The 14,328-nt window shown below is 60.7% G+C and carries 10 protein-coding genes and 2 tRNA genes; 8 read left to right on the top strand and 4 right to left on the bottom strand.

Going from position 1 to position 14,328, the window contains the following annotated elements:
- Nucleotides 1-106: 106 nt before the first annotated feature.
- Nucleotides 107-3,940, top strand: coding sequence for an autotransporter assembly complex protein TamB (gene tamB / locus BN1137_RS10765; protein ID WP_050718596.1), 3,834 nt, complete (start codon nt 107-109; stop codon nt 3,938-3,940).
- A gap of 133 nt (nt 3,941-4,073) precedes the next feature.
- Here tamB and BN1137_RS10760 read toward each other — a convergent pair.
- Together BN1137_RS10760 and BN1137_RS10755 are read right to left on the bottom strand one after the other, a co-directional pair.
- Nucleotides 4,074-4,158: transfer RNA gene (locus BN1137_RS10760), tRNA-Tyr, on the bottom strand.
- 34 nt (nt 4,159-4,192) lie between these two features.
- Nucleotides 4,193-4,277: transfer RNA gene (locus tag BN1137_RS10755), tRNA-Tyr, on the bottom strand.
- A 125-nt stretch (nt 4,278-4,402) separates the two neighbouring features.
- Between BN1137_RS10755 and BN1137_RS10750 the strand changes: the two genes are divergently transcribed.
- Nucleotides 4,403-4,912: a VC2046/SO_2500 family protein gene (locus BN1137_RS10750; protein ID WP_050718595.1), complete on the top strand. Its 510-nt coding sequence runs from the start codon at nt 4,403-4,405 to the stop codon at nt 4,910-4,912.
- 105 nt (nt 4,913-5,017) lie between these two features.
- Here the strand turns inward: BN1137_RS10750 and hpf are convergent, their stop codons facing one another.
- Nucleotides 5,018-5,362, bottom strand: coding sequence for a ribosome hibernation-promoting factor, HPF/YfiA family (gene hpf / locus BN1137_RS10745; protein WP_050718594.1), 345 nt, complete (start codon nt 5,360-5,362; stop codon nt 5,018-5,020).
- Nucleotides 5,363-5,755: 393 nt separating this feature from the next.
- On the opposite strand from hpf, the gene BN1137_RS10740 reads away from it, so the two are divergent.
- From BN1137_RS10740 to yciA, 5 genes are all read left to right on the top strand, one after another.
- A complete protein-coding gene (locus BN1137_RS10740) occupies nt 5,756-8,269 on the top strand; it encodes a putative bifunctional diguanylate cyclase/phosphodiesterase (protein WP_050718593.1) in 2,514 nt (837 codons plus the stop codon).
- 83 nt (nt 8,270-8,352) lie between these two features.
- Nucleotides 8,353-10,269: a transglycosylase SLT domain-containing protein gene (locus BN1137_RS10735; protein ID WP_050718667.1), complete on the top strand. Its 1,917-nt coding sequence runs from the start codon at nt 8,353-8,355 to the stop codon at nt 10,267-10,269.
- Nucleotides 10,270-10,448: 179 nt separating this feature from the next.
- Nucleotides 10,449-11,447 carry a LacI family DNA-binding transcriptional regulator gene (locus tag BN1137_RS10730; RefSeq protein ID WP_050718592.1) on the top strand — a complete coding sequence of 333 codons (999 nt, stop codon included), beginning with the start codon at nt 10,449-10,451 and terminating at the stop codon, nt 11,445-11,447.
- Nucleotides 11,448-11,693: 246 nt separating this feature from the next.
- Nucleotides 11,694-12,503, top strand: coding sequence for an NAD-dependent epimerase/dehydratase family protein (locus tag BN1137_RS10725; RefSeq protein WP_050718591.1), 810 nt, complete (start codon nt 11,694-11,696; stop codon nt 12,501-12,503).
- 207 nt (nt 12,504-12,710) lie between these two features.
- Nucleotides 12,711-13,109: an acyl-CoA thioester hydrolase YciA gene (gene yciA, locus BN1137_RS10720; protein WP_050718590.1), complete on the top strand. Its 399-nt coding sequence runs from the start codon at nt 12,711-12,713 to the stop codon at nt 13,107-13,109.
- Between the two features lie 6 nt (nt 13,110-13,115).
- Here yciA and BN1137_RS10715 read toward each other — a convergent pair whose 3' ends face one another.
- Nucleotides 13,116-13,340, bottom strand: a complete 225-nt coding sequence (locus BN1137_RS10715; protein ID WP_050718589.1) for a hypothetical protein — start codon at nt 13,338-13,340, stop codon at nt 13,116-13,118.
- A 111-nt stretch (nt 13,341-13,451) separates the two neighbouring features.
- Here BN1137_RS10715 and BN1137_RS10710 point away from each other — a divergent pair, with 111 nt between their 5' ends.
- On the top strand, nt 13,452-14,297 hold the full coding sequence (locus BN1137_RS10710) for an endonuclease/exonuclease/phosphatase family protein (RefSeq protein ID WP_050718588.1): 846 nt from the start codon (nt 13,452-13,454) through the stop codon (nt 14,295-14,297).
- Nucleotides 14,298-14,328 lie beyond the last annotated feature (31 nt).

The following is a 14,328-nucleotide window of genomic DNA, read 5'->3' as shown; positions in this document are numbered from 1 at the left end:
GTTCGGCCGCTGCGGCTGCATTTTTCGCTGGGGTCTGCATCGTGATCTGGGTAAAACATATTTTCCTCTGGCCGCTGAGTTTGTCCTCTTCGCAAGGAGTGGCATCGTGATCTGGGTAAAACGCATTTTCCTCTGGCTGATGGGCCTCATCTTCTTGCTGCTCATCGGCGTCAGCCTGCTGGGCTTCACCCATCAGGGCAACAAGTGGCTGTGGCAACAGGCCAAGGCTGCGCTGCCTGCCCTCAAGGGGGAATTGGTGGCGGGCCAGCTCGGCTACGGCTGGACCCTGGAAGGGGTAGGTTGGCAGGACGAGCTGATCGATGTCACCGTCGAGCGGGCCGTGCTGGACTGGGATCTGGGCAAGTTGCTACAGGGCAAGCTCTGGATCAAATCCCTCGAAGTGACTCATCCGGTGGTGCGGGTGGCCGAATCCGAGCCGGTCGCCGAAGAGCCGACGGAGCCCTTCGTCTGGCATCCCTTGCCGCTGCGCATTCAATTCGACAGCCTCAAGGTCGCGGATCTGGATCTCGCCGTGCCCGGGGTGGTGGTCACCCTCAAGGCCCTCGACATAGGGGCGACTCTGAATCGCAAGGGTCTGATCGTGCGCGGCCCGGTGCTCGATGGGCTCAACATAGTGCTGGCGGATGCCCCCAAGGACGCGGCCGATCATAAAAAGCCCGCCGACAAGGGCAAGCAGCCCGCCAAGCCAGCGCAACACAAGGCGACCGGCGATCAGCAGAATAAAGACATCGCCTCGTTGACGGCCAAGTCGCCTGAAGGCACCAAGGCGGACAAGAGCAGCAAGAGCAAAGCCGCCAGCAAGCCCGAGCCTATCCTGTTGCCTGCCATCAGCCTGCCATTCCCCATTCAGCTGGAAGGGCTCAATGCCAGCAAGCTGCGTTATCAGCAAGGGGAGCTCATCGAAGGGCTCGACACCCTGCTGCTCTCCGCCACCGCCAAGGACGATCGCATCGACATCCGCGAGCTCTCCTTGCGCCACGACATGGCCGATCTGGCGCTCAGCGGCCACGTGCGCCTGGTCGATGACTATCCCCTTGCCCTGACCCTGGATGCCAAGGCTCGCAAGGGACTCAAGCAGTGGGAGCTCGACACCGAGCAGGCAAAGCTGACGCTGGATGGTTCGGTCGGCAAGCTGGCGCTGGCGCTGCAGGCCAAGGGGCCGGTGGCCGCCAATCTCAAGGGCACGCTAGGGGCGCTGGATCCGGACTTGCCGTTCGATCTGGCGCTGGACTGGAAACGCCTCGGCTGGCCGCTGCACAAGCCTGCCAAGGAAGAGCCCAGCTATCAGCTGGACAAGGGCAGCCTCAGTGCCAAGGGCAAGCTCTCCGGCTATCAGTTTGCCTTGAACACCGCTGGCAAGGGCACGGATGTGCCGCCCTTCAAGCTGGCGATCGAAGGCAAGGGGGATCTGAGCCAGTTAAGCCGCATCGAGCTGCTGCTCAATGCCCTGACCGGCGAGCTCAAGCTCGATGGCAAACTGGCCTGGAGCAAGGGAGTCCAGTGGCAGGGCACCACCGAGTTCAAGGAGATCAACCCGGCCGAGCTGGTGCCCGAGATCAAGGGCAAGCTGGCGGGCAAGATAGTCAGCCGCTTCGAGATGACAGAGGCTGGCCACTGGCAGCTGGCCCTGCCTGAGCTCAAGGTCGATGGCAAACTGAACCAGTATCCGCTGGCGCTCAAGGGGGAGCTCAGCGGCAACGACAAGATGGAATGGAAGATCCCGGCGCTGGCGCTGCAAAGCGGCCCCAACCAGCTGCAGGCCAAGGGCTCCCTCACGGCGCAAGCCTGGAAGCTGGATGCGGATCTGGATGCTCCCAAACTGGGTGGCCTCTACCCAGGCCTCAAAGGCGACATCAAGGGTCAGGTACGAGTGGGGGGCAATCAGCGGGCGCCCAGGGTGACCACCGAGCTGGCGTCGAGCCGTCTCTCTTATGCGGGCACAGTGCTGAAGGATATCGTCATCAAGGGCAATGCCCTGGTGGGCGACAAGCCGGCCGGTGAGCTGGCGCTGACGGTATCGAGCCTGGTGCAGGGCACCAATACCCTCTCCCAACTGGCCCTGAACCTCAGCGGGGATCTCAATCGTCATGATCTGACCCTGACCATGAAGGGCGATCCGCTGGCCGCCAACCTGAGCATCAATGGCAGCCTGCGCGGGGATCATTGGCGTGGTGCCCTCGCGACCCTCAAACTGAAGACGCCGCTCAAGCGCTGGGAGCTGACGGCGCCCTGGTCACTGGATGTGGATCTGCCCAAACAGCAGCTGACCATGGGGGATCTCTGCCTAGGCTCGCAAGGCTCCAGCCTCTGCGTCAAGGGCAGTCAGCTCTCCGCCGCGCAGGGCGACCTGGAATTTGCCCTGAACGAATTTGATCTCAAGCGACTACGCCCCTGGCTGCCGGACAACTTCAGCTGGCAGGCCGTGCTGTCGGCCGATGGTCGCGCCAGCTGGCGCGGCTCCCAGCCGACCCTGCATGCCAGGATCCGCACCACCGCCGGGACCTTCATCGCCGATGAACTCAAGACCGATTACCAGCGGTTGGAGCTGGGGATCGATTTCGAGCGCCAGCAGGCGGCTATCCGGCTCGATTTTGCCTCCAAGCAGATCGGCAATATCGATACGGATCTGTTGATCAAGGAGCCGGCGGGTCGTGGCCTGCTGGCGGGCCAACTCAAGTTTGACAGCTTGAAACTGACCACCTTTGCTCCGCTCATCCCCGAGGTGCGCTCCCTGCAGGGGATCATCTCGGCGGATGCCCGCTTCGATGGCACCCTGAAGGCACCCTTGCTGTATGGGGAGCTCGACCTGAAAGACGGGGAGGTGCAGACCCACTCCGACATGGTCACCCTCACCAAGCTGGTGACGCGCCTCAAGATTGATGGCAACAGAGCCGAACTCGATGGTTCCATGTTGGTGGGCAAGGGGCCCCTGACGCTGGGAGGCTGGTTGAGCTGGGCCAAGCTGCCGGTCACCGGCAGCCTCACTATCAAGGGCAAGGATCTGGAGGCCCAGTATCCGGGCATGGGTCGGGTGCGGGTGACGCCGGACATCGCCATTTCACTGGGGGAGGAGACCAAAGTCAGCGGTCAGGTGGATATTCCCTGGTCACGCATCCTGGTCAAGGCCCTGCCCGAGAGTGCGGTCGGTCTGTCCGATGATGTGACCGTGATCTATGACGATCTACCGCCGGTGCCAAAAGCGGCGCCGCTGCCGATGGAGATCCGGCTCGCGATCCGACTGGGAGACGATGTGCGGCTGGAAGCCATGGGCCTCAAGACCAAGGTGGCCGGGGCGCTCAACATAGCGCAGGATCCGTCAAAGCCGCTGTCGGGCAACGGTCAGCTGGTGCTCAACGAGGGGCGCTTCAAGGCCTATGGTCAGAACCTGATCATCAAGGATGGCCGCATTCTGTTCTCCGGCCCCATCGATCAGCCCTATCTCAACATCGAGGCCTATCGGGATCCCGATACCATAGAGGACAACGTCACCGTCGGGGTGCGGGTCACGGGACCGGCGGCCAAGCCCAAGATCAGCGTCTATTCCGAGCCGCAGATGACCCAGTCCGAGCAGCTCTCCTACCTGTTGCGGGGCAAGGGGTTGCAGACCGGTGGTGAGGATGGCGGCTTCAACGGCCTGCTGGTGGCCGGTGCGGTCAGCCAGGCCAATGGGGTGGTCTCCAGCATCGGGGAGTCCCTCGGCATGAGTGATGTGGCCCTCGATACCGCTGGCAGCGGGGATGATACCCAGGTCACCCTGTCGGCCTATCTGCTGCCCGGCTTGCAGTTCCAGTACGGGGTCGGGGTGTTCAGCCCCATCGCCGAGTTCAAGCTGCGCTACGAGGTGCTGCCAAGACTCTATCTGCAGGCGGTGAGCGGGGTGGCCCAGGCGGTGGATATCTTCTATCGCTTCACCCTGTAAGGGAAATGGATGCAACAACGGGAGGCCTTGGCCTCCCGTTTTTCATGGTGCTAACCGACAGGGCGGGATTTCGGACGAAATGGTGAGGCCCGGAAATGCAAAAAACCGGCACATGGCCGGGTCTGCGGAATAATGGTGGAGGGAGAAGGATTCGAACCTTCGAAGGCAGAGCCGTCAGATTTACAGTCTGATCCCTTTGGCCGCTCGGGAACCCCTCCACGGGGCATAGCTGTCATATTGTGTGCACTCAAATGGTGGAGGGAGAAGGATTCGAACCTTCGAAGGCAGAGCCGTCAGATTTACAGTCTGATCCCTTTGGCCGCTCGGGAACCCCTCCGCGAGTGCGAGGCGAATACTAACAGATCCGCTGTGGTTGTGAAGCCCTTGGTCGGGATTTTTAATGCTTAAAGGATCCACTTTGTGGCCGATAAGCAATGAAACCCTCATTTCTGAGATTTATCCATGTTGCCCAGCACCATCCGTGACCGGCTGCTCGTCGATGAAGCCCAGCTGGGCCAGCGCCTCAACCAGGATCTGTGCCAGGGCGACAGGGCCGATTTCAGATTGCATCTGGCCCTGCTGACTGACGCCGTCGAAGAGCAACCCTGGTTTGGCGCCTCGCCTGCCGCTGAGCCGCAAGCCAAGGTATGGCGTGCCCATTTTGGCTTGCCACCTCAAGCATCCTTGCAAGGGGAGCTGGATGAATCAGGCAATTGCGCGATCAATGAACGCTTGCAGCAAGGGGGCAGCATGGTGGATGTGCGGCTCTGGCTGGCGCTGCGCTCGCCGCCTCTGGTGAGCAAGACGCCCGCGCTGGATCCTGCGGTCTATGACAATCTGTCGGCGCTGGGACGCGAACGCTGGCAGGGCAAGCTGGCGGCTCAGCCGAGGGAAGAGCTGCCCTTGCTCATGTTGCCGCTGCTGGATGAGTTGAAACTGGGGGTCGATGCCCGCTTGCGCTGGTTGAGTTGATGCGGAGAGTCGAGATAGTGAGTTGAGGCAGAGGGCATGACAGACCCAATGCAAAAAGGCGGGATAGCCCGCCTTTTTGCTCAATGGATGGGATGACGGCCTGACTTAGGCGTCAGCTTCGTCAGGCTCAGGTTGAGGAATTTCCTTGCCTGCGGCGGCGGCACGGCGAGCGATGGGCTTCTCGATGTGGCGAGTGAGCTGACGCTCCAGCTTCTGGCCCAGATCGGTGATGGCGGCGTACAGATCCTCGTGCTCTGCCTGTGCAAACAGTTTGCCGTTGGGGATACCGGCCGTGGCTTCGATGTTATACATCAAACGCTCTTTGGAGATGATCACATGGGGTGTGATCAGCGGCACCTGAAGACGCTCGAGCTTTTCAAAACGGGATTCAATGCGCTCGCGGATGGCTGGGGTGATGTCGATGATTTTACTGGTGATTTCGATTTTCATATTGGCCCCCTTTGGGTCGTCTTACTTGTGTCTTCACCTTCAGATTACCCATGTCAGCGAATTGAAATGTGATCTGGGTCACGAAATTATGCCTTGGCTATTTAGCGATTTATAAATTGTGAGCTTTTCCCGTTTCATGCCAAAAACCACTTGAGCTCGACGAAACAGGCAGGCAGTATGAAGAAACTAGGCTCGTCTCTGTCCCCTCTTGGCAGCGCCTTGTGTCGACCCGATGTCTGGTTTTTGCCGCTAAGTCTCGTCTTTTTACCCATCCTTATTTCATCGCGTTGCAGGTTGACTGCCATGTGCAAGCGGGTATGTGCGCAAGTAAATATTCCCTCCCTCGAATCTGAGGGATGGCTTACGTAGTTGTAGTGAGTGTTGGAGTCGTAAATGAAACAGCAAGCCACTCAAATGATGTGGTTTTATGATCGGCAGCATGAACAATGGAGCCTGTCTGATCATGTCTCTTGCCAACCCTGGCAGGGGGAGGGGGCTCACCCTTGGGCCGCGCGGCTGGCGCAAGAGGATGAACCCGGCTTCGCCGATTTTCTCTCCAGACTCTACCATTCACGCCAGCCAGGCCAGTTCATCGGTCATCTCAGCGATGAAGCGGGTACCGTGCATCATATGCTCTGGTGCGGCCAGTATGTGCCCGCCCAGCAGCTGTGCTGTGGGTGGCTGGCGCCGCTGGATGTGACGCAAAACGTGGTGAGCAATCAAGCTGCCACCATCGTCCAGCAACCACCGCTGTTGCAAGACCCCTTGCTGGCCCAGCTGGCGCAAGCGCTCTCTGCCAAGACGGGGCTCGATTTCTGCAACACTCTGGTCAACGAGTTGGCCCACATTTTAGGGGCCAATGCGGTCTGGCTGACCGAGCGTGTCGGCCGCGATCGGCTCAGGGTATTGGCGAGTCATGGCATCGATCTCAAAGAGTATGCCCTCGCCGACATGCCCTGCCAGCAGCTCTACCGGCAGGGGGCCGCCAACGCTGCCTTCATCAGCGAACCCATGACCGATTGTGCCTGCCTGCAACCGGGACAGCACTATTACGCCCAGCCGCTGTTTGATCGCACTGGCCAGATCCTGGGCCATCTGGCTCTGCTGTTCCCGAGCCAGACCCAGACCGCCAATCTGGGCTCGGTGCTGACCATCTTCTCGGTGCGCATGGTGGCCGAGCTGGAGCGGTTGCAAAGCGATGCCCAACTGCGGCTCTCTGCCGTGGCGTTCGAGACCCACGAAGGGATCATCATCACCGATCCCGATTTCAAGATCCTGCGGGTCAACTATGCCTTCAGCCAGATCACCGGCTTCGACAGCCAGGGCGTGATAGGCCGGCACCTTGGCAACGATCTCTGGTTTGCATTGGGAGGCCTTGGCTATGAGCTCAATGCCCTCGACCGCTGGCAGGGGGAGACTCTGCGACTGCATGCCGATGGTTACTCCTATCCCCAGTGGGAGATAGTCACCCCGGTGCAGGATGACAAGGGGGGCATCAGCCACTACGTCATCTTCTTTGAAGACATCTCGGAGCGTAAGGCGGCGGAGCGCCGCATTCAGGATCTGGCCTATTACGATGAGCTGACCGGCCTGCCCAATCGCCGGCAGTTGCATGAAACCCTGGCCCAGGCCTTCATCGAGGCAACCCGCGAGCACCTGATTGGTGCCCTGCTGTTTATCGATCTCGATCACTTCAAGACCATCAACGACTCCCTCGGCCACGCCACCGGCGACTGGTTGCTCAAGGAAGTGGCCTGTCGCCTCAAGCGGCTGGTCAGGCAGGGAGACTGTCTGGCTCGGCTCGGCGGCGACGAGTTCGTGCTGCTGTTGCCATCGTTGTCGACTAGTCCACCCCAGGCGGAGATGCAGGCGGATCTTATCGCCGAGCGGCTCATCGGCGAGATTGCCGCCCCCTATACCCATGGTGGCCAAGTGCTGCACATCGGTGCCAGCGTCGGTATCACCCTGTTCCCCGGCCGGGAGCAGGAGGCGGGAGATTTGCTCAAGCAGGCGGACACCGCCATGTATCAGGCCAAGTCGGCCGGTCGCAAGACCCGGCGTTTCTTCGATGCTTCCATGCAGTTGCAGGCCGACCGTCGCCTGCTCATTCACAACGAACTGCGCAGTGCCCTCAACAATCAGGAGCTGACGCTCCATTATCAGCCCCAGCACATGGTGGAAGGGGGAGACATCATCGGGGTCGAGGCGCTGATCCGCTGGCAACCGCCGGGCCGTGCGCTGGTCTCGCCCGCCGAGTTCATCCCCATCGCCGAGGAGACGGATCTCATCGTTGACATCGGTAACTGGGTATTGCATGAGGCTTGCACCCAATATGTCTCCTGGGAGGAGAACGGCATCCACGTGCCCCAGCTGTCGGTCAATGTCAGCGCCAAGCAGTTCCACGCCCACGACTTCGTCGACTGTATTCACGACGTGCTGGCCGCCACCGGCATGGATCCCGCCTGCCTGAACCTGGAGATCACCGAATCCGTGGTGCTGGGCCATGCGGAGGACACCATCAGCAAGATGACCGAGCTCAAGGCGCTTGGCATCAGCTTTGCCATCGATGATTTTGGCGCAGGTTACTCCTCCCTGAGCTATCTCAAGCGGTTGCCGGCGGATGAGCTCAAGATCGACCGATCCTTCATCCAGGACATCCCCAAGGATGGCGACAACATGGCCATCGTCGAGGCGGTGATCGCCATGGCCCGTCACATGGGCTTCAACGTGACGGCGGAAGGGGTCGAATCCCGCCAGCAGCTGGAATTCCTGCAGGCCCAGGGCTGTCATTTCTTCCAGGGCTACCTCGCCTCCAAGCCGTTGCCGGTACCCTATCTGGAGCGTTATGTCAGCCGGCTGGCTCGCCCGGATCGCGCCGCGCCAGCCGATAAAAATAGTGTGGCGTAGCCCCCAAGGTTAACGGGTAGAATGAGTGTCATGTCACCATCGCCAGCGGGCGGTGGTTGTGCCTCTCAGGGAGAATGCTATTCGTGAAAGTCGTCTGGGGAATCATCTTGTCGGCTCTGTGTGTGCCAGGACTCGTGGCACGGGCCGAGGCGCAAACCATGGAGCAATCCCTCTATCGGCAGGCCTATGATGCGGTGCGGGCCGACGATCAGGCCCGTTTCCAGCAAATTCGTGCGCGGCTGACCCACTATCCACTGCTGCCCTATCTGGATTACTACCAGCTGGCCTTCCGGCCGGGGGCGGCGGACTACGATGATGTGACCCGCTTCATCCGCCAGCACGGGGATACCCCCCAGTCCAATCGCCTTGAGCGCGCTTACCTCACCTACCTTGCCCAGAGTGAGCAGTGGTCCCAGTTCCTGCGCTTCTATCCGGCCAAGCCGAGTTCCACCGACCTGCTCTGTCAGCACTATCAGGCGCGCTACTACACCGGGCAGCGCACGGAGGCGCTGAATGAAGCGGGCAAGCTCTGGTTGAGCGGTCAGTCCAGGCCCGATGCCTGCGATCCCCTGTTCCAGCTCTGGCAACAGGCGGGCCTGCGCACTCAGGATAAGATCTGGCAACGGATGAACCTGGCGTTTGAGGCGCAAAACCCCGATCTTATCCGCCATCTCGGCGCCCAGCTGAGCGGCAACCTGAAACCCTACGGGGATCAGATGATTGCCCTCTATGAGCAGCCCGCCAAGGCGATGAATCCGGCCTATTTCACGACGGCGCCTCAGTCCAAACACCTGCTGGCGCTAGGCCTTGCCCGTTATGCCAATCAAGATCCCGAGGCGGCGCTGCGCCAGCTGGGGGAGATGAAGCGCCGCTTTGGCCTGAGCCAGGCTGAGGTGGCCCCCATCGAGCGGGCGGCCGCCCGTCGCCTGCTGCTCGACCGATCCCTGGTCCAGCGTAGCTGGCTGGATGCGGCCCTGGCGCGCAGCAAGGATGCCGAGCTGCTGGAGCTGCGGGCTCGGCTCGCTATCTGGGAGCAGGATTGGCGTGGCCTGTCCGGCTGGGTCAAGAAGATGCCCATCGCGCTGCAGAAAGAAGATCGCTGGCGTTACTGGTTGGCACGCTCTCTGGAGGTGCAGGGTCAGCAGAAACTGGCGCGGGATCTCTATCTCGAAACCGCCAACCTGCGCGGCTTCTATGGCTTCATGGCGGCCCAGCGCACCGGCGTGCCTTATCGCATCAAGAACCAGAGTGTGGCGAAGAAGGTACCGGACTGGCGCACGGCGAGCAGCCGCTGGCCCTTCCTGCTGCGGGTGCGCGAGTTGCTGGCGATGAACGAGATCACCGCGGCGCGCGCCGAGTGGATCCACAACATGGATCGCAATCCGGTCGCCCAGCGTCTCGAGTTTGGCCACATCGCCCTCAATCAGGGCTGGCATGAGCTGGCTATTTTGTCCAGCATCCGGGCCGAGGCCTGGGATGCGCTCGATTTGCGCTTCCCGCTGCCGCTCAAGCGTGCCTTCTCCCAGATGGCACAAGAGCGCACCATGAACACCAGCCTGCTCTACGCCATCTCCCGCCAGGAGAGCGCCCTCTATCCGCTGGCGCAGTCACCGGTCGGGGCGCGGGGTCTGATGCAGCTGATGCCGGCCACCGCCAAGGAGACCGCCGCCAAGCTGGGGGTGCCTTATCGCAACGAGCAGCAGTTGTTTGATCCGGCCATGAACATCCGGCTCGGCAGCGCTTACCTCAAGCGCCTGCTGGATGTTTACGATGGCAACCGGATCCTGGCGGCGGCGGCCTATAATGCGGGGCCTGGCCGGGTCAAACGCTGGCGCGATCAGAGCACCAACAAGCCGATGGATGTCTGGGTTGAGAGTATTCCCTATCGGGAGACCCGCAACTATGTCCAGAACGTGATCTCCTTTGACCTCATCTATCAGCACAAGCTGCAACAGCCGCTGCGTTTCATGTCGGAACGCGAGCTGAATCACGCCTACTGAGAGCGGAGGCAATCGCTGCGGCGGTTGCCTCCCTTTCTTGCCTCAAAATGGTTATTATCCCTTAAGGTTTTGTTACAAAAGGAAACCTGCCAGGTGATCGGGCGCTGCGTCTTGGTCTGGCAGGTTCGATATAATGCCCCGATCATCACAGACAGGCTTCCATAACAAAGGAATTGAGAGTGGCAACGATCAAAGACGTATCTCAGATGGCCAATGTGTCCATCTCGACGGTGTCGCGAGTCATCAACAACACGGCGCAGGTTGCTCCAGAGAAACGAGAGGCTGTGCTGGCAGCCATGAAGGCGCTGAGCTTTCGTCCCAACAGTTTCGCCCAGGCCCTGGTCAGCAAGCGTTCCAATTGCATTGGCGTGCTGGTGGGAGATCTCTGTGGTGGTCCCTTCTTCGCCCAGATGATGCGTGGCATCGAGAGCATGGTCGACAAGGCGAACAAGTTCACTATCGTCGTCTCCGGCAACCATGACGCGACCCGTGAGCGGCACGCCATCCAGGCGCTGCTGCAACGCCAGTGCGACGCCCTGATCCTGCACAGCAAGGCACTGCCTGACGAGGAGCTGAGCGAGCTGGCGGCGGGGACGACCCCCATCGTCTTCATCAACCGCCAGGTGCCGGGTTGCGAGGATCGCTGTGTCTGGCTGGACAATCAGGCAGGCATCACCACCGCCTGCCAGCATCTGCTGGACACCGGGCACCGCAAGATTGCCTTTGTGACCTCGGATGACGAGGAGTTCGTCGATGGCCAGCAGCGGATGGCCGGTTACGGCTTCGCCCTGCAACGGGCGGGCATCGCGCTGGATCCGGCCCTCATCGGGCGTGCCTTCGCCGACGAGAAGGGCGGCTACGTGGCCATGAGCGCATTGCTGGAGCGGGGCGTTGAGTTCAGCGCCGTGCTGGGCTTCAACGATGCCATGGTGGCGGGGGCCATCTCCTGCTTGCTGGAGCGCGGCTACAAGATACCGCAGCAGGTGTCGGTGGTGGGTTTTGATGACATTCCCTACGCCCGTTACATCTATCCCAAGCTCACCACGGTACGTTACCCCATCGAGGAGATGGGCGAGCGGGCCGCCGAGCTGGCCTTGCGGCTGCTGGATCACAAGCCGGTCGACGGCCTGGCACTCAAGTTCGAAGCCGAGCTGGTACGCCGGGAATCCGTGGCCTGAGCCATAAATTGGCCCTGAATGGGCCAATTTTTGCGGTCATCACTGAAAGCGCTTTCAGAAATCCTTTTCAACTGTGATCCGCTTCAAAGCTTTTTGCCGGCGCTGCCACTAGCATAGGCCCCACGAATTAGGAGCGTGCGCTCCCGATTTTCCCGCTGTGGGAGGTAACTGGTTAATCCAGCTATTTCCTTCGTTACTTTCGACGGTCATCATGGATGGCCGTTTTTTTTTGTCAGGATTTTACCAATGCAAGAAGCGAACATGAGTCAGACGGGGATCTTGGGGGCTGGTTGGTTGGGATTGCCACTGGCGAAGGCATTGCAGGACGCGGGTAAACGGGTGCTGGTGACCGTCAGCTCGGCCGAGAAGGCAGAGCGCCTGCGCGGGGAGGGGATCGCCGCCTTGCCGCTGTTGATGGCGCCTCAGATGGCGGCGCCGTTACCGTTCACCTGCGATGAGATGGTGATTTGCGTGCCGCCGAGCAAGACGGAGGATTACCCCGCGGCGGTAGCACGACTCTGCCTGCTGGCCAAGGCGGCGGGCACAAAGAAGGTGCTGTTTATCAGCGCGACCTCGGTGTGGGCTCCAGGGCAGAGTGAGGAGGAGATGCCCAGCCCGGCCCATGCACGAGGAGCGCGGATGCTGGCCGCCGAGCAGGCGGTGCAAGCGGCCGGCTTTGAGTGCGCCATGGTGCTGCGTCCCGCCGGCCTCTATGGTCCGGCGCGCCACCCTGGCCAGTTCCTGGCGGGCAAGACGCTGGACGGGGGCGATCAGGCGGTGAACCTGGTGCATCTGGATGACGTGGTAGCGGCCTGTTTGCTGATGCTGGACAAGGGGCAGGATGGGGATGCCTACAACCTGAGTGCCCCGGTGCACCCGCGCCGGGAGCAGCTCTATCCGTTTGCATCACGCCTGCTTGGCCTGACGCCGCCGATCTTCACCGAGCCACGGGGTGACTTCCTGCCCATCGAGGGGCAGCGCATCTGCCAGCGGCTCGGCTTCGTCTATCGCTGGCCGGATCCGGCCCACTGGTTTGCCGAACCGGCAGCACAATAAAGAGGAAACAGGATGGGGCTCAATATTATCTGCTGCGCCCTATCCCCGTGCCTGGCGGGCAATTGCAATTTGCCAAGGTGGGGATCGACCCCTATCATGCGCCATCCATAGTTGGAGTGCGGTCATGATGACCCATAGCCGGTTTGCCTCAGGGTGAGCCTCGTGCTGTGCTCATGCCGCCATTCATTCCTGTCATAGAGAGTCGTAATGATGGTCGATACCAAGCGTCACCCCGACGGGGAACTGTTGCTGAGAACCCTGGCAATGCCAGCCGATACCAACCCCAATGGCGATATTTTCGGGGGATGGATCATGTCCCAGGTGGATATAGGTGGGGGCATCATGGCCAAGGAGCTGGCAAAAGGACGTATTTGTACCGTATCCGTCGAAGGCATGACCTTTCACAGTCCGGTCAAGGTGGGGGACGTGGTCTGTTGCTACGGCCGCTGCCTGAAGGTGGGTCGCAGCTCCATGCGGCTCAAACTGGAGGTCTGGGTCAAGCCGGTACTGCGGGAGAATGAAGCTCAACGTTACTGCGTGACCGAGGGTGTCTTCACCTATGTCGCCATCGACGATCAGGGTAAATCCCGTCCCGTACCGGTCTGACTCGGCTCAGATAAGCCGGGCGCTGATGATGGATATTTCCTGCTCAAACCCGGTTTTTTGCCGTATCATGCGCTCCAGCATCTCTTCCGAGCCCACGCACTGCTGGGTGTCGAACAGGCAGAGATCGCACTGGGGATCCCGCCTGATCTGATAGACGGTGGAGAGCTCCACTTGATGACAATTTCCTTGTTGATCGTAAAATGTCACGCGGTACTGGTGCTGTCTCGCCATTGCGGGATCCCTCATGGATGAGTCGGGCCGGACACGAATAATGAGACTAGTCGGCGTCCATGACATTTGTGATGGTCATGGCGCCTTGCAGAGGCAGGTGGTTGTTAGCCAATGAAAAATAGTTATCGTATCTTGGGTACCTCCCTGCTGACGCTGGGGCTGGTTGGTTGTTTCGAGGTGCCGGATCAGGATCATCTGGTCACGGCGGCAGGCATAGTGCCTGGTGTAAACTGTCAGAAACCTCCGCTGGTAGCATTGGCTTCCACTGCATTGCCTCGTGAATTTGGCATAACCGTCTGGAATCTCTATAAGGGTCAGCGTAAAAACTGGCGGGAGGGACTGGACGAGTACGCCAAATCCCAGGATCTGGTGTTGCTGCAAGAGTCGGTGACCCGCCCCGAGATGCTGGATTGGCTCAAGACCGGTGACTTCCAGTGGCAACAGCTGCAAGCCTTTACTCAGGGCGGCTTCTCCTTTGGCGTGATGACGGTGGCCAAGACGCCGCAGGCGTTCGTCTGCGGTGTGCGCTCCCCTGAGCCGCTGCTGCGCATCCCCAAGTCCGGGCTGGTGAGCCTGTATCCCCTGCAGGGGGATCCGGACGGTGTGCTGGTGGTCAACCTGCACGCGGTCAACTTTGAATTGGGCATGGCGACCTTCCGCGAGCAGATCAACGATCTGACCGCGCTTATTCATCGCCATCAGGGCCCTGTCATCCTGGCCGGGGATTTCAACACCTGGAGCGACAAGCGCGAATACTGGCTGAACAAGCTGGTGGGGGAGCTCGGCCTGCAGGAAGCGATCCCGGTGCCTGACCTGCGCCGCACTGCCTTCGGTCGCCCGCTCGATCACCTCTACTATCGCAATCTGGATCTGGTCGAGGTGAGCTCACCGGCCACCGATGCCTCGGATCACAACCCCATCATGGCGCGTTTCGCGGCCCAGGCCATCACCCCCTGAGGCGTGTGGCTTGAGCAATAGCTAAAAAAAT

This window comes from Aeromonas tecta, from assembly GCF_000820185.1.
Classification (GTDB): Bacteria; Pseudomonadota; Gammaproteobacteria; order Enterobacterales; family Aeromonadaceae; genus Aeromonas; species Aeromonas tecta.
The sequence above is the reverse complement of the archived record's forward strand: the minus strand, read 5'-3'. Positions and strand labels throughout refer to the sequence as shown.

Coding starts and splice junctions, on each gene's coding strand:
- BN1137_RS10715 (WP_050718589.1), bottom strand. CDS start 13,340: ATGGCGAGACAGCACCAGTACCGCGTGACATTTTACGATCAACAAGGA.
- yciA (WP_050718590.1), top strand. CDS start 12,711: ATGATGGTCGATACCAAGCGTCACCCCGACGGGGAACTGTTGCTGAGA.
- BN1137_RS10725 (WP_050718591.1), top strand. CDS start 11,694: ATGCAAGAAGCGAACATGAGTCAGACGGGGATCTTGGGGGCTGGTTGG.
- BN1137_RS10710 (WP_050718588.1), top strand. CDS start 13,452: ATGAAAAATAGTTATCGTATCTTGGGTACCTCCCTGCTGACGCTGGGG.
- BN1137_RS10750 (WP_050718595.1), top strand. CDS start 4,403: ATGTTGCCCAGCACCATCCGTGACCGGCTGCTCGTCGATGAAGCCCAG.
- hpf (WP_050718594.1), bottom strand. CDS start 5,362: ATGAAAATCGAAATCACCAGTAAAATCATCGACATCACCCCAGCCATC.
- BN1137_RS10740 (WP_050718593.1), top strand. CDS start 5,756: ATGAAACAGCAAGCCACTCAAATGATGTGGTTTTATGATCGGCAGCAT.